Raw genomic sequence first — 20522 nt, forward strand, 5'->3', positions numbered from 1 at the left:
TATGGATAAGAAAAAATATATTGAAGAAGCAAATAAGATGTTAGCAAAAGCATATATTCCGTATTCAAAATTTCCTGTTGGTGCAGCGTTAGTTACGAAAGAAGGTAAAATTTATACTGGTTGTAATATAGAAAATGCTTCTTACGGCTTATGTAACTGTGCAGAAAGAACAGCGATCTTTAAAGCAGTATCAGAAGGGGAACGAGATTTTAGTTACTTAGTTATTACAGGAGAAACGGACGGACCGATTTCACCGTGCGGTGCTTGTAGACAAGTAATTGCTGAATTCTGTGATCCGAAAATGCCTGTATTATTAACGAATGTAAAAGGTGATGAAAAAGAAGTGACTGTTGAGCAGTTACTGCCAGGTGCTTTCTCAATAGAAGATTTAAAATAAATAAAAAAGTCATTCTACAATTATTATTTGTGGAATGGCTTTTTTATTTTCAAAAGTTGAATGTAATATTTTGTTCATATTCCGTTCATAAACTTTGCGTAAAATGATTGCAGCGAATATGGAAAGTTTACAGCAGGAGGAATAGAATGAAGAAATTATATAATGCAGCATTCATTTACTTAATTATTGGTTTATTATCCGGAGTATTTGCAAGAGAATACTCGAAAGCACAAGGGATTAAAGGGTCCACAATGTTGCAATTGGTGCATACACATGTATTAGTGCTCGGTTTCGTATTCTTTTTAATTGCTTTCGCTTTATTTAAAGTGTTTCAAATGCAAGAAACAAAGAGCTTTTGTGCATGGTTTGTTGTTTATAATGTAGGAGTAATCTTTACTATTGTTACAATGCTATGGAGAGGTCTTCTACAAGTAAATGGAACTGACTTTAACGGTTTAAGTCATATGGCTGGATTAGGTCATGTTATTATAAGTATCGGGCTCGTTTGGTTTATGATTTTGCTCAAAAAGTCTGTTAAATAGATAGGAGTGGAGAGGATGATAACACTTTTATCAAGTATAGTAGCGGTTTGTATGGCTGTAGGAGTAATGTTTCTACGCTTTAAAGCAGCGAAAAAACCGGTAACGAAAAAGAAAATTATATTACCCCCATTTTTTATGAGTACTGGTGCTATGATGTACTTCTTACCAGCATTTCGGTTAACGTCAATAGAAATAGTAGAAGCAATTACTGTAGGACTTATTTTCTCAATATTCCTTATTAAAACAACGAAGTTTGAAATAAGAAATGAACAAATATATATGAAACCGTCAAAAGCATTTATATTTATTTTAGTTGGATTACTAGCAGTGCGAGTAGTAATGAAATCGTATTTAAGTCAATCGATTGACTTAGCAGAGTTAAGTGGAATGTTTTTCTTACTCGCTTTTGCAATGATTGTATCGTGGAGAATTGCTATGTATCGTTCCTATGCTAAATTAGAAAAAACAATAAAAAGAGCTGGAATTTCTATATAGGAAATCCAGCTCTTTTTATGTTTTATTAAAATTCTTTAACGCGGAACTCATTTGCTTAATTTTAAACGTATTTGAGCATCTTGTAATGCGGCTGGTGTAACGTTAAGTCCATTTTGATCAACAATTTTTGTGTTTAATAAAATGGAATCTAAGCTTCCACGAAATGTTTCTGTATAGTTTTGACGCAACATTTGTTGTTCTTGTTTTTCATCAACTGTTAATCCAGTTGCTTTTTCTTTTTTTGACAATTCGTTAATACGGAATAAAATGTTTTTCATTTGTTTCACCTCTAGTTAGATTTAATAATATTAGTTACTTACTAATATATAGTTATTGTAACGTTTAATTTTAATTATGTCAACAACATCTAAAAAGGTTAAAAATTGACGAAAAATTGTAACAATAATAAAATGAATTGATTAGATAATTATTTTTTAATCATACATAGAACGCTAGGGGGATTATTATGAAATCAACATTTTTTGCTCAAAATAGAGAACGATTAGTAAACACATTACCAGATGAATCAATTACAATTTTATTTGCTGGACAAGCACCTCATATGTCAGCGGATGCACATTATAAGTTTGTGCCGAATCGGAATTTTTATTATGTAACAGGAATCGATGAACCAAATGTTATTTTCATGTTGAAGAAAATTGGAAAGAGTGTTGAAGAAACACTATTCATTGAAAAGTCAGATCCAGTAATGGAAAAGTGGGTCGGTAAAACAGTTTCTAGCGAAGAGGCAGAGAAAATTTCAGGTATAAAGAAAGTTGTATATTTAGATAGCTTTGAAAAGACAATGTCAAATATATTTTTTACAGAAAATGTGAAGCATCTATTTTTAGATTTAGAGCGTCGTGAGTGGAATGGTACAGAGACAAAAACATTAGCGTTTGCTAAACATGTAAGAGAACAATACCCCCACGTAACAATTGGTAATATATATCCAAATATTTGTGAATTACGAGTGTTTAAAACAGAAGAAGAAATTGAAATTATGAAAGAAGCGATTGCTGTAACGAAAGACGGTATTTACAACGTACTTAAGCATGCAAAAGCAGACATGATGGAGTATGAATTAGAAGCTCAATTTGATTTCACATTGAAATCATCTGGCATTAAACATCATGCGTTCAATACAATTTTGGCAAGTGGGAAAAATGCTACAGTTCTTCATTATGAAGACAATGATGCACAAATTCAAAATGGTGATTTAGTACTGCTAGATTTAGGCGCTCAAAAAGACTACTATAACGCTGATATTAGTTATACATTCCCGGCAAATGGAACATTCTCTAGTCGCCAAAAACAAATTTATAATATCGTATTAAAAGCATTGAAAGAAACAACAGAGATTATTAAGCCAGGCTTAAAGTTCGCTGCATTAAATGAACACGCTAAAAAAGTACTCGCAGAAGGGTGCAAAGCAGTTGGTTTAATTCAAGAAGATGAAGAGTTATCAAAATACTATTATCATGGTGTCAGCCATTTCCTTGGTTTAGATACACATGATGTAGGAACATACAAAGATAGAGTATTAGAAGAAGGTATGGTTATAACAATTGAACCTGGTCTTTATATTGAAGAAGAATCAATTGGTATTCGTATTGAAGATGATATTCTTGTAACGAAAGACGGATACGAAAACTTGTCAAAAGATATCATTAGAGAAGTTGAAGAGATTGAAGCGTTTATGAGAGAAAATAATGTGAATGTAAAAGAAGATGAAGTAGTTACGAAATAATGATCGGGAAAGACGCTCAAGTTTGAGCGTCTTTTTATTTTGTTCATTTGAAACCGCGATATTTTCTCGAAAAACATCTTCAATTTATAAAGTCAATTATATTCCAAATGTCAATGTATATGTTGATCATGCCCGGGTGAGGGTGGGGGAGTATGATCTGGGAATGTCACGAATACGGCAACGATAATTACCACACTAATGGAAAGTAATAATAAAAAACGTCTTTGGATAAAAGCAGAAAAAGTTTCTGATAAAAGTTGAATCATACATGACATAGTTATTGTTATAGTGAGTAAGAGACTAATGAACAGTATACTATGAGCTTGTTGCGCATTTAGCATTTCTGTAATCATTGCTCCCATCATACTTGCCATTAACCCAGAGAACATTCCTTCTAAAGCAGTATATAGGTGAAAACGTAGACCAACTAAAAAACCAATACAACCACTAATTAAAATCGCAAGAAAAGTAGAATATAGTAGTTCTCCTTTAAAGAGAATACCTAAATAAAAACCGATACTTAAGCCGAGACTCATACTAAAAGACATAATAAATACCATATACTCCATTAGGGTACCCTTACGTTTAGAAATATATGATGTAATAAGAATCGAGATACAACAAAGTGTTAAGGTAGTTAACATATAAGCAAACATTATGATACCTCCCTGTCCTATCATTCACTTCATCATATGTTTATATGGAGAGCACTTATGCGTATTTAAATCTGCATATTATCTGCACAATTTCAGGAATGTAAGCAAGTAGGCACTTAATGTTTCAAGGCCTCTTTTTTTATTTGTGAGTATGTGAAAGAAATTGTTATATAGTGAGTTTCTATTGTGAAGCAATAAAGAATAAGCGTATAATATTATAGTTATCCCATTACTCGGGATAACCCGCGAATGATAAATAAGATTGTTGTTTTATCATCGCTTCTAAACAGATAGACAATGAAAGTAACACTGGAATACAGATAGGGAGTTATACAATGAAATTAATTATTGCCGAGAAACCAGATCAAGGTTTGGCTCTTGTTTCACAATTTAAATATCGCCGGAAAGACGGATATTTAGAAGTAGAAGCGAATGAGTTATTTCCAAATGGAGCGTACTGTACATGGGCAATTGGTCATTTGACGCAGTTATGTAATCCAGAACATTATCACGCAGAGTGGAAAAAATGGTCACTTAATACGTTACCGATGATTCCTGAACGTTTTCAATTTGAAGTAACAAAGTCGAAGTATAAACAGTTTAACGTTGTGAAACAGCTGTTACATAATCCACAGGTAACAGAAATTATTCACGCGGGCGATGCTGGGCGTGAAGGGGAATTGATTGTACGGAATATAATTAATCTTTGCAACGTGCAAAAGCCAATGAAGCGTCTTTGGATTTCCTCTTTAACGAAGCAAGCTATTTACCAAGGATTTAAAAACTTGCTTGATGAATCAGACACGATTAATACGTATTACGAAGCATACACAAGATCTTGTGCTGACTGGGTTGTTGGTATGAATGCATCACGTGTGTTTAGTATTTTGTTAAAGAAAAAAGGAATGAATGATGTATTTTCAGCTGGTCGTGTACAAACACCGACACTCGCGTTAATCGTAAAGCGTGAAAAGGAAATAGAAAACTTTAAGTCAGAGCCGTTCTGGGAAGTGTTCGCAACCTTTAATATAGAAGGAAAGAAGTATGAGGGGAAATGGGAGAAGGATAGTGAATCCCGCTTAAAAGACCCTGATATGGCGAATAAAATTGCGGCATTTTGCCAAGGTAAACCGGCAGTAGTGAAGGAAATGAAAACGGAGCGTAAAGAATTTCAGCCGCCGCTTTTATTTAACTTATCATCACTGCAAGCAACGGCAAATAAAGCCTTTAAGTTTTCACCGAAAAAGACGCTTGATATAACGCAAGCACTATATCAAAAAGGGATTGTTTCTTATCCTCGTTCGGATTCCAACTATGTTACCCAAGGAGAGGCAGCAACGTTCCCTGATATTTTACAGAAGTTAAGTCAGTTTGATGAATATAAAGGTTTATTACCAGCTCCGGTTGAATCGATTATGAATAATAAGCGTTATGTGAATGAAAAGAAAGTAACGGATCACTACGCCATTATTCCGACAGAGCAAGTTACAAATCCAAGCAGACTATCAGGTGATGAAAAGAAAATTTACGATATGATTGTAAGAAGACTTATAGCAGCTCATTATGAAGTTGCAATCTTTGATTATACAACGATTGTAACGCTTGTAGATGAACGTGCTGAATTCATTTCAAAAGGAAAACAGCAAATTCAAGAAGGATGGCGTAAAGTTATTTTCCAAGACGATAAAGATGATGAAACCATTCTGCCAATTGTAGCTGAAGGTGAAGAAGGAAAAGTTGTAAAGGTGAAAGTGAAAGAAGGAAAAACACAACCACCGAAGCGTTATACAGAAGGACAACTTATTACGTTAATGAAAACAGCTGGTAAGTATTTAGAGAATGAAGAGCTGGAGAAAGTATTAAAGAAAACAGAAGGTTTAGGTACGGAAGCGACTCGTGCAGGTATTATTACGATGCTAAAAGACCGTAAATATATAGATGTGAAAAAAAACCAAGTGTATGCGACTGATAAAGGAAAAGTATTAATTACCGCAATCGGTGACAAAATACTAGCTTCACCAGAAATGACCGCAAAATGGGAGCAACGTCTTGCGGAAATTGGGGAAGGTACAGCATCACCAGCAACTTTTATGGAACAAACGAAAAAGCTATCAGCTAAAATTATTGAAGATGCGGTTGAAATGTCTGAGAAGTGGGATTTCACTGGATTACATGTTGAATCGATTGAGCGAAAAGGATCGAAATTTACAACGGGTAAAAAGGTTGGTAGCTGTAAAAAATGTGATGGCGATGTGATTGATAAGTCAACGTTTTACGGTTGTTCTAACTACAATACAACGCAATGTGATTTTACCATCTCAAAGAAAATATTAAGTAAAACAATCTCGCAAAAGAATATGACAAAGCTCTTAAAAGGTGAAAAGACAGATTTAATTAAAGGCTTTAAAAAGGGCGAGAAAACATTTGATGCGAAGTTAGAGTGGAAAGATAATAAGATTAATTTTGTGTTTGAGAATTAAGTTGTTTCAACAAATAAAAAAATATGATAATTAAAATGTATCCTATAGAATAGACACTTAAAAAAGTCTATACTATAGGATATTTTTTTGAATAAGGAGTGCTATTTGTTTTTATTTGAAATAAAATATACAATAAAAAAATCTTTATAATTGATAATTATTTATTGTAAAACAATAAATTGTGTATTAAAATCAATATCGTGATAAATCAGTGAGATGCTTTTTGTAGAAAGGTAACAACGCTGTTTTTTATCCCACTTTAATGGGCAGTAAGACCCCCACCTCAAAATTCAGCGGAAGCAAAGAAGTTAGGTGGGGAATCAACTGCCCATAAAAGTCCGATTGGTTCAACTAATAATCAGTGGGGGATGCAGAAAACCCCCACTGATTAAAGTTTCACTTTATTAGAGGAGGTAAAACTATGAACAATCAAAATTTGATTATTGAAAATATGGATAACCCTCATGAGTTGGAGAGAATGTACAGAAAAGACCCGAAAGCTTTTAAAAAGTCATTCTCACAAGCATGGGATGAAAACTCTGATTCTCAGGTGCTAGCTGCCTGGTATGAAAGGTTGCATTTCAAGGAAAAGACAAATGCAGAAAAAATATCACTGTTTCAAAAAGGATTCTTATTTATGGGCATGTTAGCTATTCTAGCTGGGCTAAGCACTAGAATCATTTTCCACTTTGTCGAGCAGGAAGCAATTGCTCCAATTAACCTAGCTTTTGGTGTAATTCCCTTTATCGCTGCTTATTTTGTTTACAATAATACCCCGAAAAAAAGTATTATTTATTTCCTTGCAGCGTTGTTCTTAATTGCCGGTTTGTATCTTAATATGTTGCCATTAAATTATAAAGATGGTAGTATCCTTGTTTATTTACATCTTCCTATATTGTTATGGGTCTTAGTAGGGCTTGCGTTTACCGGAAATGAATATTCAAAAGGCAGTACAAGATTAGCTTATATTAAATTTAATTTAGAATATTGTCTTCTCTACGCGAGCATGGCAGTGAGCGGAATGATACTAGCAGTATTCACCATGCGATTATTTAGCTTTGTTGAATTGGATATAGGAGAATTCTATTTTAGTAATGTTGTTTTATTTGGAGCTGCCGCTCTCGCTATTGTGGCTGCATACTTAGTATCATTGAATCTTAAACTTGCTAAAAATATTACACCATACATATCTAAAATTTTTAGTCCGCTTGTCTTGATCACATTGTTTATCTATCTAATAACGGTAATTTGGGTCGGGAAAAATCCATTCTTGGACCGAAATTTCCTAATGGCCTTTAACGGAATACTCCTTGGTGTATTGGCTGTTACTATATTTTCTATCGTTGAGAGTGATTCAGATGAGAAAAAGAACATTTCAGACTATATCAATTTTGCCTTAATTGTTCTGGCGCTTATTATTGACACTGTCGCATTATCAGCCATCATATTCAGACTTTCTTCATACGGGATTACACCTAATAGGCTTGCTGTTTTAGGGGTAAACATACTGATCTGGGCAAATCTAATTTGGATTATGTTTTCCTATATGCGTTTCTTGCAAAACAAATCAGGACCGACAGCTATCCAAGATGCCATTACGAAGTATTTGCCAATCTACGGACTTTGGGCAGCTTTCGTTATATTTACGTTTCCGATAATTTTTAATTAGGAAGGCTTTGTGAATGTAATGACAAATTTGTGAAAAGGGGATGATAGATGTCATCCTCTTTTAAGTGCATAGAAAAATATATTGAAACTATTTTAATGTAATATATAATAAATTTAGATAATTGAATAAAAACTTCTTATTAAGAGAGGTGGAGGGACTGGCCCTTCGAAGCCTCAGCAACCTAATGTTAAATAAAGGTGCTAAATCCTGTAGGATCTAAAGGTCCTAATAGATAAGAATGCGGTTATAAGTAAACCTTCTTCTTATTTTGAAGAAGGTTTTTTCTCATTTAAATAGAGGTTTTGAAGGGTGGTGAGGAAGAATTAAAGAAAATATACAAGAGGAAAATGGAGGATGCAGTGAATAATGAAATTGAGGATTTAAAAGAGAATAGCACAAGTATTTGGAGCAATAAAATTTTTTCGTATTTTTTCTTGGCAAGTTGTATTTCTTTAATAGGTAATTCTATGGTTACGCTCATTTTACCGTTATGGGTAATGAAATTAACGAATTCACCATTACTTGTCTCGGGAGTAAACATTGCAATAGCGACGACGGCGATTCTGTTTGCACCTGTAACAGGAACGTTAGCAGATCGAATGTCGAGAAGAAAGCTTATGATGATTGCAGATGTGATGAGATGCATCGTCATGATTTTAATTGCAGTAATAGCATTTTATAATAATATGCTGTACATGCCGTTACTAATTTTACTTATTATACGCTCAATTGGAAGTGTCTTATTTACACCAGCTTCAAATGCAGCGTTAGTTACATATGTGGAAGAACAGCATGTTCAACAAGCTATTTCATTAAGACAAGTATCAATACAAATTATATCTGTGGCAATTCCTTTATTGGCAAGCTTTTTAATTAGTATTTTTAGTTTTCACGGAGTATTTTTGTTAGATGCACTTACATTCTTTATATCATTTTTAATTTTAATGAGAATTAAATTTCCTCGTGAATTAAAAGTAGAGAAGAAGAAGCCTTTTTATGAAGATTTTAAAGAGGGATTTTCTGTTATTAATAGTAACAAATCGTTGAAGATATTACTAATGAGCGCTGCGGTCATTAATTTACTTGGAGCAGCATGTATACTTTCACTGCAAGTAATAGTTGTTAGAGAAATGGATCTTTCTACGCTGTGGTATAGTATAGTTTTTGCGGCATCACCGATAGGAATTTTAATTGGGGCATTTATTACGAAAAAGATTCGGACATATAAAACGATTACCACTGCCTTTATATTTACAGCCATTATGGGGGTTTTTAACGCTGCAATGGGTACGACGTTAAATCCGGTATTATTTTCAGTTTATTATTTTCTGTCAGGAATTGCATTTGGGGTAAGTAATGTATATTTTGGAGTGTTGTATAGAAAGTTAATTCCAAATGAAGTGCAAGGAAGATTTTTCGGTTTTTTAAATTCGTTATTATTAGTATCAACCCCGGTTGGAATTGCAATAACGGGATATTCCCTAGAGTCAATTTCCGCGTCTATTCTATTTATTATTATTGGTATTATTACGTTTTTAGTTTCGGTTATTTCACTTTTTATAATGAGTAAGAGTTGATAATTATCGTTCATCCTATAATTTCTTGACAATAAAAAAACGTCCTAAAGTAGGACGTTTTTTATTATGTATATTGCCGTTTTTTCTTAATAAGTAACAACACTTGTGAAACACAAGCAAGAACTGGTAACTCAATTAACGGACCAATAACAAGTGCAAGTGCAATAAGAGGTTCGTCTGGGAAAGCAGTCACAGCAATAGCAAGAGCAACAGGTGAGTTTCTTGCTAACGTTGTTAAGTTTAGACTTACTGTATCTTTATAAGATAAACGCATAACGCGCCCAATAAATTGTCCTAGTACAAAATTAATGATGAAGAACAATAGAACAGGAATGAGTAATAATAAAACGACATTCATATTTTGTAGTAAATATTTACCTTGCGATGCAAACATCGCTACGATTGCTAAACTTAAAAATACAATTTGAGCAGAGCTGAAAAAAGGAATAATTTTATTCTCGAGCGTTTCAGCTTTTTTCAGTTTATTCATAATGAATTTTGTGGCGTGTGCAAGTAAAAATGGTAAGACGATTACGATAACAATACTTTCTACTAAAACAGAAACCGCTACAGTCTTCATAACACCAGCGAATAAAAATAAATAAATGGGAAGTAGTAGTACTTGCAAAATTAAATTTACAGGTAAAATCGCAGTAGAAAGTGCTACATTTCCTTTCGCTATTTCAGTAAAGATTAAGTACCAATCTGTACATGGAGTAACCATTAACATAATAAATCCAACCCAAAGCGCAGGGTGATCTGAAAGAAATAGTGCTCCTAATCCCCAAGCGAGTAAAGGTGTCCATAAAAAGTTAATAGTAAGGCTTGTTCCAGCAAATTTTAAATTGCGAAATCCATTTTTTATTTCTTTCAATGGGATGCTGAGGAATAATCCATAAAGCATAAAAAATAAGCAGGGGACAATAAATTGTTCTGAATACATATGTATGAAATTAAATTGCCCGAGTATAATGCCGCATGTAACAGCAAAAAGAATAATAAAAGTTTGAATCTTTTCTATCGTGCTCATGAATAAATCCTTTCTAAATATGAATTTTCCTCTCTAATTTTATTATACAAGTAATAAAGGCGTATTTGGTGTTCAATTGTATTTTAGTTAATGTTTTTAATTCGAGATTTATTTTTTTATCAAAAGTTACTTGACTAAAGTAAGTGACTATATTACAATCACTTACATAAGGTAATTAAATAACAAAAAGTTTTAATTAACTTTCCTTAAGGTATCAATTGGAACTTTTTATTAGAATAAGAATTTTTATGAAGTTGAATAATGAATATGATAAGAAAGTTTAGGTGAAGAAAATGGGATTATTTAGCTCGTTATTTGGTAAAAAAGAAGAAAATACAAAAGTAGAGGGGAATAAAACAATGTCAAAAGTATTATTTGTAAAAGCAAACGATCGTCCAGCGGAGCAAGCAGTTAGTTCAAAAATGTATGAAACATTTGTAAGTACTTATAAAGAAGCAAATCCGAATACAGAAATTACAGAGTTAGATTTATTTGCATTAGATCTTCCTTATTACGGAAATATTGCTATTTCAGGTGGATACAAACGTAGCCAAGGTATGGAGTTAACAGCTGAAGAAGAGAAGGCAGTTGCTACAGTAGATCAATATTTAAATCAGTTTTTAGAAGCTGATAAAGTTGTATTTGCGTTCCCATTATGGAACTTTACAGTACCAGCACCATTAATCACATATATTTCATACTTATCTCAAGCTGGAAAAACGTTTAAATATACAGCTAATGGCCCAGAAGGTTTAGCTGGTGGTAAGAAAGTAGTTGTGTTAGGTGCTCGTGGTTCAGATTACTCTTCAGAACAAATGGCTCCTATGGAAATGGCAGTTAATTACGTAACAACTGTACTTGGATTCTGGGGCATTACAAATCCAGAGACTGTTGTAATTGAAGGGCACAACCAATATCCAGATCGCTCACAACAAATTGTTGAAGAAGGTCTAGAGAACGTTAAGAAAGTAGCGGCGAAATTTTAATTAATTGATAGTAAAATGGAAAAACCAACATGGATGACCATGTTGGTTTTTTAGTCTATTTTTCATGTTAAAAAATGTATATTTATAAAATAAAAGAAAAGTTTGAAAATAGTATTGCAAAATATTATATAGCAAACTATAATGAGTTCAAGAATAGTTGATACTTAAATTAAATATTCAGAAAATTCAATTAGTTAAAATTGGAAAATGAGATAAGGAAATTTGAATGGGGGTTATATTATGGCGAATAAAGTACCGTTTTCGTTCATAGTAGTTATTGGATTAATGTTATTTGCACTATTTTTTGGAGCAGGAAATTTAATTTTTCCGGCAATGCTTGGTCAATCGGCAGGAGAAAATGTATGGATTGCTAACGCTGGATTTTTAGTAACAGGTGTTGGATTACCATTACTAGGTGTACTAGCATTTGGTTTTTCGGGTAAAGATGATTTACAGTCATTAGCAAGTCGTGCTCACCCAGTGTTCGGGATTGTGTTTACAACAGTTTTATACTTGGCGATTGGCCCGTTATTTGCAATACCAAGAACAGGAAATGTTTCTTATGAAATTGGGCTTAAACCGTTTATGCCAGAGGGATTAGGTTCTACACCTTTAATTCTTTTCACAATTGTATTCTTTAGCATCACTTGTTTTTTTTCGCTAAATCCCGCGAAAATTGTCGATATTGTTGGGAAAATCTTAACGCCAATTAAGTTAACTTTCATCGGTATTTTAGTAATCGTTGCTTTTATTCATCCGATTGGAGGAATGCAAGCACCAGTTGAAGCTTATACATCACATGCATTCTTTAAAGGGTTTCAAGAAGGATACTTAACGATGGACACGCTTGCATCGTTCGTATTCGGAATCATCATCATTAATGCAATTAAAGAAAAAGGTGCAAAAACGAAAACACAAATTATGGTCGTTTGTGCGAAAGCAACAATCATTGCCGCATCTATTTTAGCAATTATCTATACAGCACTTTCTTATATGGGTGCTTCAAGTGTTGCAAAGCTTGGACATTTAGAGAACGGCGGAGAAGTATTAGCGAAAGTTTCTAACTACTATTTTGGATCATATGGCGGAGTATTATTAGGGTTAATGATTACAGTAGCTTGTTTAACAACTAGTGTGGGACTTGTATCAGCATGTTCTTCATTCTTCCATAAGTTATTCCCAAATGTTCCTTACAAAGCAATTGCAATCACGCTATGTGTATTTAGTGCAATTGTTGCAAATGTAGGATTAACACAATTAATTGCAGTTTCTGTTCCAGTATTAACAGCAATTTATCCACTAGCAATCGTATTGATTTTCTTAACATTCTTCCATTCATTATTCAAAGGAAGAGCTGAAGTTTATCAAGTGAGCTTAACTGTAACATTTATTATCAGTTTATTCGATGGATTAAGTGCAGCTGGAGTTAACGTTGAAGTAGTAAGTCAAGTGTTCACTAAATTCCTTCCGATGCAGGAAGTAGGATTAGGCTGGATCTTCCCAGCGATTATCGGTGGATTTATCGGATATGGCATTAGCGTTTTAAAAGTAAAAAATCAAATTCAACCAGCAGCAAATACGAATAAGAAAATAGGTTAAATAAAAAAGTTATAGAACTTGTTTCTATAGCTTTTTTTGTTACTATTAATAATGAAAGAAAATAAAGTAGTAGGGGAAATAAAATGAAAAAAACAATTGATCATATCGGCATCGCAGTTCGAGATATAGATAGTACGATACGTTTTTATGAAAAAGTGTTGTCAGGAACTTTAATAGATCGTTACGTAAGTGAAGCGCTTGGTGTTGAAAGTGAAGTAGCCATTCTTGAAGTGGATGGAGATAGAATTGAATTGCTTGCGCCGACAAATAACACCACTTCACCAATTGCCCGATTTATAAAACAAAAAGGTAAAGGTGTTCATCACGTTGCATATCGAGTAGATGATTTAGATGTAGCTTTAGAGGAATTGAAAGAACAAGGCATTCGAACGTTAGAGCATACGCTTCGAATTAATAAACACGGCAGAAGATTAATCTATCTTAATCCAGCGGATACAGAGGGAACAATCATAGAGTATTGTGATTATCCGGAAGAGAAATAGAAGAAGGATATTTTTAAGAAGGTGTTACGTAATAACGTAATACCTTTTTTATTTATGTATTTCACACTTTCTTCACAAATGATTCACGATAACTTTTCCTCTTCAGGGACTTACATAAATATATTTTATGATATAATAACAATCTGCTTTAAAAATGTAAGTTGTATGTATGAAGGTAGTTACTATTGTATTAGAAGTTTAGAGGTGAGAGAGAAATAAATAGTTATACTGTATAGAAGATTATATTTAATCAGGTTAATATTTCGCCCGAGAATCCAACTCGGGAAGTAAAAATAATGAAAATATAGCGATGAGGAAGAAAGAAGTGAAATGAGTGTGAAAGTAATGAAAAGGTTAGGGACATTGCTATTCATTGTATGTATGCTTATCATATTGATACCGAAAAGTGCATCTGCTCATGCATACGTTGTGAAATCAAACCCTATTGAAAATGAAACATTGAAGAAAGCACCGTCTGTTGTGAAAATCGAGTTCGATGAGGACATACAAATTTCAAGTTTTAATACATTGTATGTGAGAGATACATCAGGTAAAAGGGTCGATTTAAAAGATGCTCATATTGATAAAAAAAATAAAAAGCTATTAGAAGCTGGATTAAAAGAGAATCTTAAAAATGGTCTCTACTCTATTCAGTGGAAAGTGATTTCAGCTGATGGACATCCCATTCAAGGAGTTATTCCATTCCGTATTGGATTAGCGGAAGCTGGAGCAGATGATATACAAGTAGAAGAGATGGGATATGTTCCGCAAATTGATATGATCATGGAACGTGGAATTTTATATACAAGTTTCTCACTATTTATAGGAGTGCTATTCTTTAATCTTATTATGTATAAAGGGAATGCAACCTCGGTTCGATCAAGTAGTAAGAACATAATATGGATTTCCTTATTAGGGATATTTATTAGCTTGTTATTTAATCTACCACTGCAAGCGAAAATAAATGCTGATGTTTCATGGCTAGAAGTATTCAATCCTTTCCTATTAAAAGAAACGTTACAGCTTTCTGTTTTTAGTTATGTATGGATTACTCAAATGGCTTTAATTAGTTCGCTTATAATCGTTACGTATTTTGCGATGAGGCGTGAGAAGCTATCGTCTTTTAAAGTATGGAGTATTCCAATAGTATTGTTTATCGGGATACTTGTTATGAAAGCATGTAATAGTCACGCATATGGTTTAAGGTTTAAAGACATTGCTGTTGTTATGGATTTTTTACATTTATTCGCAGCTTCATTATGGATTGGTGGTTTATCGTCCATTATTCTTCTGTTACGTAAAGAGGATAACAAATGGAATATGTATTGGGATATGATTAAGCGTTTTTCACCGTGGGCAACATGTGCTGTCATTGTGATTTTAATAACAGGTCTTTTTAACAGTACATTTTTTATTCCAACAATCCACTCGTTATTTGATACGAAGTATGGATTAGCTTTATTAGCAAAGATACTTTTATTCGTTTTCATGGGGATATTGGGAATTATTCATTATGTGAAAGGGAAAATGAGAGCGGAGCAAGGATTAGGTGCTACGGTGAAAGTAGAGTTTATCATTGGAATTATCATTTTCGTAATCGTAGCTTTTATGACAAACGTACAAACACCACCGATGCCTCCTACTGGACCTTTTACAGAGAGTAAACAATTAGATAATGGATATGAAATGACGCTAAATGTAAGTCCTAATAGAGTAGGACAAAATATATTCCATATTACTTTAAAGGATGAGAATGGACAAGCTGTTACTGATATGGAACAAATCATATTAACGACTCAATCGTTAGATATGAATATGGGAAAAGGTTCATTTAAAGTCTCGGCAGTTTCACCGGGAGAATATGAAGCAGAAGGTATGTATATTAACATGACAGGCAACTGGAATATACAAGTACACGGATTAACGAAGTCGCTTGATAGCTTCGATACGGATTATAAATTTATTGTAGGTGGCAGATAAAGTGAAACTTTAAGCAGCCCTCATCAATTGGGCTGCCCGGCGAATAGCGGGATAAAGAGTAGGTATAGATAAAAAGGAGCTAATAGAAAATGAAACGCATAAAAAAATTAGGAACAACAATGATCGCAACAGTAATTGCGATGGGAATTTTTTCGTTACCTGTTAGTGCGCACGTCACTGTGAAGCCAGCAACTTCTGACATCGGCTCTTGGGAGACTTACACGATAAAAGTACCAGTTGAAAAGAATGTAGCAACAACAAAAGTTACACTGAAAATACCGTCTGGTGTGGAATTCCAACAGTATGAACCAGTGCCAGGGTGGAAAATGGAAGAGCAAAAAGATAATGCCGGAAAAGTGAAAACTGTAGTATGGGAAGCAACAGGAGAAGGGATTTTACCTGGCCAATTCCAGCGGTTTACTTTCGTCGCTAAAAATCCGGATAAAGAACAAAGAATAGCTTGGGATGCATATCAACAATATAAAGATGGAGAAATTGTTGAATGGACAGGCGATGAGAAAGCTGAAAAACCGCATTCACTTACTACAATTGCAAAAGGTACGTCATTAACAGGAGAACATGGTGAAGTATCTAATGTAGAAAAGAATGAAGGTACTAGTAATATGCAATTGATAGCGATTGTTTTATCTATTTTGGCAATTGTATCTTCGGTAGGTGCGTGTGTTTTTGTAGTGCGTCGTAAAAAATAAGATATAAAAAGAGCCTACAAATAGTAGGCTCTTTCTCATATTTATTTCACTTCAACCTGCTGCCTTACAGCAAGTGTTTTCGGCTTTATATTTACAAAACAAATGCTCACAACAATAAATAATAGGCCAATAAATAAGCTCATTGTAATGCCCTCATGTAAGAAAATTGAACTTACAATAATCGCAATTAGAGGAATAAGGAATGTATAAGCGCCAACTTTACTTGCTTCACCAGCTCCAACGAGTGTGAAGTAAGCAAGCCACCCCATTGCAATAACAAAGAATGAAATAAAGAGAAGTACGCTAACAAATGGTATGCTCCAAGCGATACTAGACCAGCTTTCAAACTCTGATCCAAATCCAATTAAGCAAAATCCACCAATAATAAGCTGCAGTGTTACCATCCAAATAGCATTCACGCGGTGTCCAGTTTTCTTAATAAATACTGTTCCAAGTGCCCAGCCAACAGCACATCCTAATGCAAGAAGAATGCCAATGACAGAAATATGTTCAGTTAAACTACTAGAGCTAATAACACCTACACCAATAAATCCGAGTACAAGCCCGAAAATTTTTAAACCGTACATTGATTCTTCAAGCCATATCCACGAGAAAATACCAAGTAAAACGGGTTGTAGAAATACGATGGCGGAAAATAGACCAGCAGGCATATATTGAAGACCAACAGTTTGTAACCCGTAAAATATAATAATGTTAAGTAAAGAAGAAATAACGTATAAATGCCAAGTTTCTTTTAGATGTAATTCTTTATATTTTGGTAGAGCGAAAAGTAATAAAATGAATCCTCCAATTAAAGTTCGAACGCCTGCAAATAAAACGGGTGGTGTATAATGCAGGGCAAACTTAGATAAAGGCCAATTGATTCCCCACATAAAAACCAGGAAGGTAAGGATTATGGCCGTCTTAGTTCGAGAAAGCTGTGTCACGGTAAGACCTCCTTGTTGTTATTCATTTCACTATGATATGATATCGAATGTAATAAATAAAATGAATCTTTTTTATAAGGAGTATAAGTGATTAGTTATGACCATAACACAACTGCAAGTGTTAATAAAAACTGTTGAGTTAGGTAGTTTTACGAAGGCTGCCAGGGTGTTAAATATGACACAGCCGGCTGTAAGTCATGCCATTTCAAGTATTGAGTCAGAGTTAGGAGTTACGATTCTTATACGTGATAAACGAAAAGGATTAATTGTTACGGATGTAGGAAACAGAATTCTTGTACATATTAGAGAGATTTTGAACGGTGTAGAGAAAATTGAACAAGAAGTTGCGATGGAGAAAGGACACGAAGTGGGGACGATTCGAATTGGGAGTTTTCCGAGTGCTTCTGCACATTTCTTACCGAAAATGATAAACCATTTTAAGGAGAAATATCCGAGCTTAGAGGTCGTTCTTTGCGAAGGAACAATTAAAGAAGTTGAAGATTGGTTAGTCTCGAGGGTTGTTGATATAGGAATTGTTATTTTGCCTAATAAAGAGATGGAGATTGTCCCATTAACGAAGGGAAAAATGGTTGCTATCTTAAGAGAGGATCATCCTCTTTGCAAGAAGGACGCTATTACAATTCGTGATTTGGAGAATGAACCGATCATATTATGTAAGGGCGGATACGAACCACCCATTATCGATATGTTTAAACAAGCAAACGTACCACTTCGAGCTGAGTATGTAATTTCGACAGTTACGACAGCTTTAAATATGATTCAAGAAGGGTTAGGCATTGCAATATTAGCTGAATTATCTTTAACGAATTTACCAAAAAATGTGCAAACGAGAGAATTAGAACCGCAAGTATGGAGAGAAATTGCTTTAGCGGTTCCTTCATTAAAGGATTCTTCAATCGCTGTGCAGCTATTTATTGAAGAATTTCAAGCGCTATTTGCAGAATGAAAAGAGGTGTCTCATATATCGTAATGGGACACTTTTTAATTTACTTATAAAAAATCTGTGAAAAGGATTGACTTATTTTTTAGTTGTAACTATAATGATTACATCGAGGTGGTGATTACGATGAAAATTAGTAGCCGCTTTTCCATAGCTGTTCATATTTTATCTATTTTGAAAAACAATCCATCTTCACTTTGTACTTCAGACTATATGGCTGAGAGTGTAAATACGAATCCGGTAGTCATTCGTAAAATGATGTCGTACCTGAAGCAAGCTGGTTTTGTATATGTAAATCGCGGCCCAGGTGGTGCGGGATTATTAAAGGATTTACATGAGATTACATTGTTGGATGTATATCATGCAGTGAATGTAGTGGAAGAGGATAAATTATTTCACATTCACGAGCAACCAAATCCAGATTGTCCAATTGGAGCAAATATTCAAGCGGTGTTAGAAGTTATATTAATACAGGCGCAATCCGCGATGGAAGAAGTTTTGAGAAATATTACGATGGGGCATTTGTTTGAAACTTTGCAAGAAAAAATGAATGCTTAAATCATATTTATATTTTTTTGTCATTAATGTAACTAGTTTGATTACAACGATAAAGGTAAGGTGTAAAAGTTATGACTGTAAAAATGAAAGTATACTCAGATTTTATATGTCCGTTTTGTTTTTTAGCAAAAGGTCCATTAGATGAGGTAGCGCAAGAGAAAGATGTAGAGATTGAATGGATGCCATTTGAGCTGCGTCCAAGTCCATATTCAAAAATAGATCCATGGAATGAGCCAGAAAAATTAGGTTCATGGGACGCTTTCATTCTTCCGACAGCGAAGAAGTTAGGAATTGAAATGCGCTTGCCACGTGTTTCACCACATCCATATACACATTTAGCTTTCGAAGGATGTCAATTTGCGAAAGAACGTGGACTAGGTAATGAGTATCATCATCGCGTATTCACAGCGTTTTTCCAAGAAGAGCAAAACATTGAAGATATTGATGTGTTAACAAAATTAGCGGTAGAAGTAGGGCTTCCTGAGGCCGAATTTAAAGATGCTTTAGTAACTCGTAAATATAAAGAAAAGCATCAAGAAGAAATTCAGCACGCATATGATGAAGCGAATATTATGGCTGTTCCAACTGTCATGATTGGAGATGAAGTCATTCAAGGGCTTGCTAGTAAAGAAACGCTACAAAGAGTCATTGATAAAGAAATTGAAAAAGAAAAAACAAATTCATTTGAAGGCATGCAATGTAATACAGATGGATACTGCTAATTCGCTTGTTATGAAATAACAAAATAAATTAAAAAACAAATATTTGGAGGAATTAAAATGTCAGCAACTACAACAAACTTAAAAGAAGCAATCGTGAACCGCCGTTCGATTCGTAAAGTAACAAAAAACGATGCAATTACGAAAGAAAGAATTGAAGAAGTTTTAAAAACAGCTTTACACGCACCAACATCTTTCAATATGCAAAGTGGTCGTATGGTCGTATTAATGGATGGAGAGCATGAAAAGTTTTGGGATATTGTGAAAGAAACACTAAGAGCCCGCGTACCAGCAGAAAACTTTGAAGCGACTGTAGAAAGACTAAAAGGCTTCCATGCAGGTGTAGGAACAGTTCTATTCTTTGAAGATCAAGCAACTGTAGAAAAAATGCAAGAAAATGCCCCATTATACAAAGATCAGTTCCCATTCTGGTCTCATCAAGGAAATGCGATGTTACAACATACTGTGTGGATGCTATTATCTGCTGAAGGAATTGGGGCGTCATTACAACATTACAACCCAATCGTAGATGCTGAAGTGAAAGAAACTTGGAACATTCCAGCAGAGTGGAGCTTAGTAGGTCAAATGCCATTTGGTGAACCAAATGAACAACCAGCAGAAAGAACGTTCTTGCCTACTGAAGATGTAGTGAAATTTTATTAAGAAATACAATATGTAACGAGAAGGAAGCTGTGCTTAAAAACAGCTTCCTTTTTTGTAGTGGTGTTAAATTATGCGCATTTAGGGAAGAAATATAAGAAATAATCCGTTGAGAAGGGAATTAGGAAAATGAGTGATGAGAAAAAATATACAGTGGTAGGTACTGATGTTGAGGAAGTAAAGCGTTTAAATAAAAATTCAGGGTTAACGTATAATCAAGTGAAAGAAATGTTAGCAAAGCAAATGCAAAAAAAGAAGTAATTAGATTGAAATCTTTCATTTTTTCATTTAGCATTTTGATTG

At 34.0% G+C, this 20522-nt stretch carries 21 protein-coding genes and 1 riboswitch; of the genes, 17 read left to right on the forward strand and 4 right to left on the reverse strand.

The window, feature by feature from the left end:
* The first annotated feature begins 1 nt into the window (after position 1).
* The 3 genes from AC2CGR_RS04560 to AC2CGR_RS04570 all read left to right on the forward strand — a co-directional run bounded on the left by AC2CGR_RS04560 (position 2) and on the right by AC2CGR_RS04570 (position 1434).
* Complete coding sequence (locus AC2CGR_RS04560; RefSeq protein ID WP_000358520.1) at positions 2-397, forward strand: cytidine deaminase; 396 nt, start codon at positions 2-4, stop codon at positions 395-397.
* 146 nt (positions 398-543) lie between these two features.
* On the forward strand, positions 544-939 hold the full coding sequence (locus AC2CGR_RS04565; protein ID WP_103627520.1) for a DUF2871 domain-containing protein: 396 nt from the start codon (positions 544-546) through the stop codon (positions 937-939).
* Between the two features lie 15 nt (positions 940-954).
* Positions 955-1434, forward strand: coding sequence for a CcdC family protein (locus tag AC2CGR_RS04570; protein WP_000631585.1), 480 nt, complete (start codon positions 955-957; stop codon positions 1432-1434).
* 47 nt (positions 1435-1481) lie between these two features.
* Here AC2CGR_RS04570 and AC2CGR_RS04575 read toward each other — a convergent pair whose 3' ends face one another.
* On the reverse strand, positions 1482-1712 hold the full coding sequence (locus AC2CGR_RS04575) for a DUF896 domain-containing protein (RefSeq protein WP_000789782.1): 231 nt from the start codon (positions 1710-1712) through the stop codon (positions 1482-1484).
* Positions 1713-1900: 188 nt separating this feature from the next.
* Between AC2CGR_RS04575 and AC2CGR_RS04580 the strand changes: the two genes are divergently transcribed.
* The gene (locus AC2CGR_RS04580) at positions 1901-3184 is read left to right on the forward strand and encodes an aminopeptidase P family protein (RefSeq protein ID WP_071708799.1); all 1284 of its coding nucleotides are present in this window, start codon (positions 1901-1903) and stop codon (positions 3182-3184) included.
* Positions 3185-3294: 110 nt separating this feature from the next.
* Here the strand turns inward: AC2CGR_RS04580 and AC2CGR_RS04585 are convergent, their stop codons facing one another.
* Positions 3295-3840, reverse strand: a complete 546-nt coding sequence (locus AC2CGR_RS04585) for a hypothetical protein (RefSeq protein WP_484480570.1) — start codon at positions 3838-3840, stop codon at positions 3295-3297.
* A 335-nt stretch (positions 3841-4175) separates the two neighbouring features.
* Between AC2CGR_RS04585 and topB the strand changes: the two genes are divergently transcribed.
* The 3 genes from topB to AC2CGR_RS04600 all read left to right on the forward strand — a co-directional run bounded on the left by topB (position 4176) and on the right by AC2CGR_RS04600 (position 9566).
* Entirely contained in the window at positions 4176-6320 is a 2145-nt protein-coding gene (gene topB / locus AC2CGR_RS04590; protein ID WP_087965067.1) for a DNA topoisomerase III, read from the forward strand.
* Between the two features lie 421 nt (positions 6321-6741).
* Positions 6742-7989, forward strand: a complete 1248-nt coding sequence (locus AC2CGR_RS04595) for a DUF4153 domain-containing protein (protein WP_484480571.1) — start codon at positions 6742-6744, stop codon at positions 7987-7989.
* A 133-nt stretch (positions 7990-8122) separates the two neighbouring features.
* A riboswitch (SAM riboswitch) is annotated at positions 8123-8228 on the forward strand.
* A 108-nt stretch (positions 8229-8336) separates the two neighbouring features.
* Positions 8337-9566, forward strand: coding sequence for an MFS transporter (locus tag AC2CGR_RS04600; RefSeq protein WP_412678156.1), 1230 nt, complete (start codon positions 8337-8339; stop codon positions 9564-9566).
* 64 nt (positions 9567-9630) lie between these two features.
* On the opposite strand, the gene AC2CGR_RS04605 is transcribed toward AC2CGR_RS04600, so the two are convergent.
* The gene (locus AC2CGR_RS04605) at positions 9631-10596 is read right to left on the reverse strand and encodes an arsenic resistance protein (RefSeq protein WP_087965100.1); all 966 of its coding nucleotides are present in this window, start codon (positions 10594-10596) and stop codon (positions 9631-9633) included.
* Between the two features lie 293 nt (positions 10597-10889).
* Between AC2CGR_RS04605 and AC2CGR_RS04610 the strand changes: the two genes are divergently transcribed.
* The 5 genes from AC2CGR_RS04610 to AC2CGR_RS04630 all read left to right on the forward strand — a co-directional run bounded on the left by AC2CGR_RS04610 (position 10890) and on the right by AC2CGR_RS04630 (position 16374).
* Positions 10890-11582: an FMN-dependent NADH-azoreductase gene (locus tag AC2CGR_RS04610; protein WP_000522524.1), complete on the forward strand. Its 693-nt coding sequence runs from the start codon at positions 10890-10892 to the stop codon at positions 11580-11582.
* A gap of 240 nt (positions 11583-11822) precedes the next feature.
* On the forward strand, positions 11823-13181 hold the full coding sequence (gene brnQ / locus AC2CGR_RS04615; protein WP_484480572.1) for a branched-chain amino acid transport system II carrier protein: 1359 nt from the start codon (positions 11823-11825) through the stop codon (positions 13179-13181).
* Positions 13182-13264: 83 nt separating this feature from the next.
* Positions 13265-13684, forward strand: coding sequence for a VOC family protein (locus tag AC2CGR_RS04620; protein ID WP_484480573.1), 420 nt, complete (start codon positions 13265-13267; stop codon positions 13682-13684).
* 330 nt (positions 13685-14014) lie between these two features.
* Positions 14015-15664, forward strand: a complete 1650-nt coding sequence (locus tag AC2CGR_RS04625) for a copper resistance CopC/CopD family protein (protein ID WP_484480574.1) — start codon at positions 14015-14017, stop codon at positions 15662-15664.
* An 89-nt stretch (positions 15665-15753) separates the two neighbouring features.
* Positions 15754-16374, forward strand: a complete 621-nt coding sequence (locus tag AC2CGR_RS04630) for a YcnI family copper-binding membrane protein (protein WP_484480575.1) — start codon at positions 15754-15756, stop codon at positions 16372-16374.
* A gap of 41 nt (positions 16375-16415) precedes the next feature.
* On the opposite strand, the gene AC2CGR_RS04635 is transcribed toward AC2CGR_RS04630, so the two are convergent.
* Positions 16416-17321 carry a DMT family transporter gene (locus AC2CGR_RS04635; protein WP_087965106.1) on the reverse strand — a complete coding sequence of 302 codons (906 nt, stop codon included), beginning with the start codon at positions 17319-17321 and terminating at the stop codon, positions 16416-16418.
* Between the two features lie 97 nt (positions 17322-17418).
* Here AC2CGR_RS04635 and AC2CGR_RS04640 point away from each other — a divergent pair, with 97 nt between their 5' ends.
* The 5 genes from AC2CGR_RS04640 (at position 17419) to AC2CGR_RS04660 (ending at position 20480) form a co-directional block, all read left to right on the forward strand.
* Positions 17419-18288 carry a LysR family transcriptional regulator gene (locus AC2CGR_RS04640; protein WP_087965108.1) on the forward strand — a complete coding sequence of 290 codons (870 nt, stop codon included), beginning with the start codon at positions 17419-17421 and terminating at the stop codon, positions 18286-18288.
* A 120-nt stretch (positions 18289-18408) separates the two neighbouring features.
* Entirely contained in the window at positions 18409-18840 is a 432-nt protein-coding gene (locus AC2CGR_RS04645) for an Rrf2 family transcriptional regulator (protein WP_087965110.1), read from the forward strand.
* A 71-nt stretch (positions 18841-18911) separates the two neighbouring features.
* Positions 18912-19562, forward strand: a complete 651-nt coding sequence (locus AC2CGR_RS04650; RefSeq protein ID WP_087965112.1) for a DsbA family oxidoreductase — start codon at positions 18912-18914, stop codon at positions 19560-19562.
* Between the two features lie 57 nt (positions 19563-19619).
* The gene (locus tag AC2CGR_RS04655; protein WP_001277021.1) at positions 19620-20222 is read left to right on the forward strand and encodes a nitroreductase family protein; all 603 of its coding nucleotides are present in this window, start codon (positions 19620-19622) and stop codon (positions 20220-20222) included.
* A 126-nt stretch (positions 20223-20348) separates the two neighbouring features.
* Entirely contained in the window at positions 20349-20480 is a 132-nt protein-coding gene (locus tag AC2CGR_RS04660) for a hypothetical protein (protein ID WP_087965114.1), read from the forward strand.
* Positions 20481-20522: the final 42 nt, after the last annotated feature.

This window comes from Bacillus sp. LSHTCR4 (assembly GCF_057197025.1).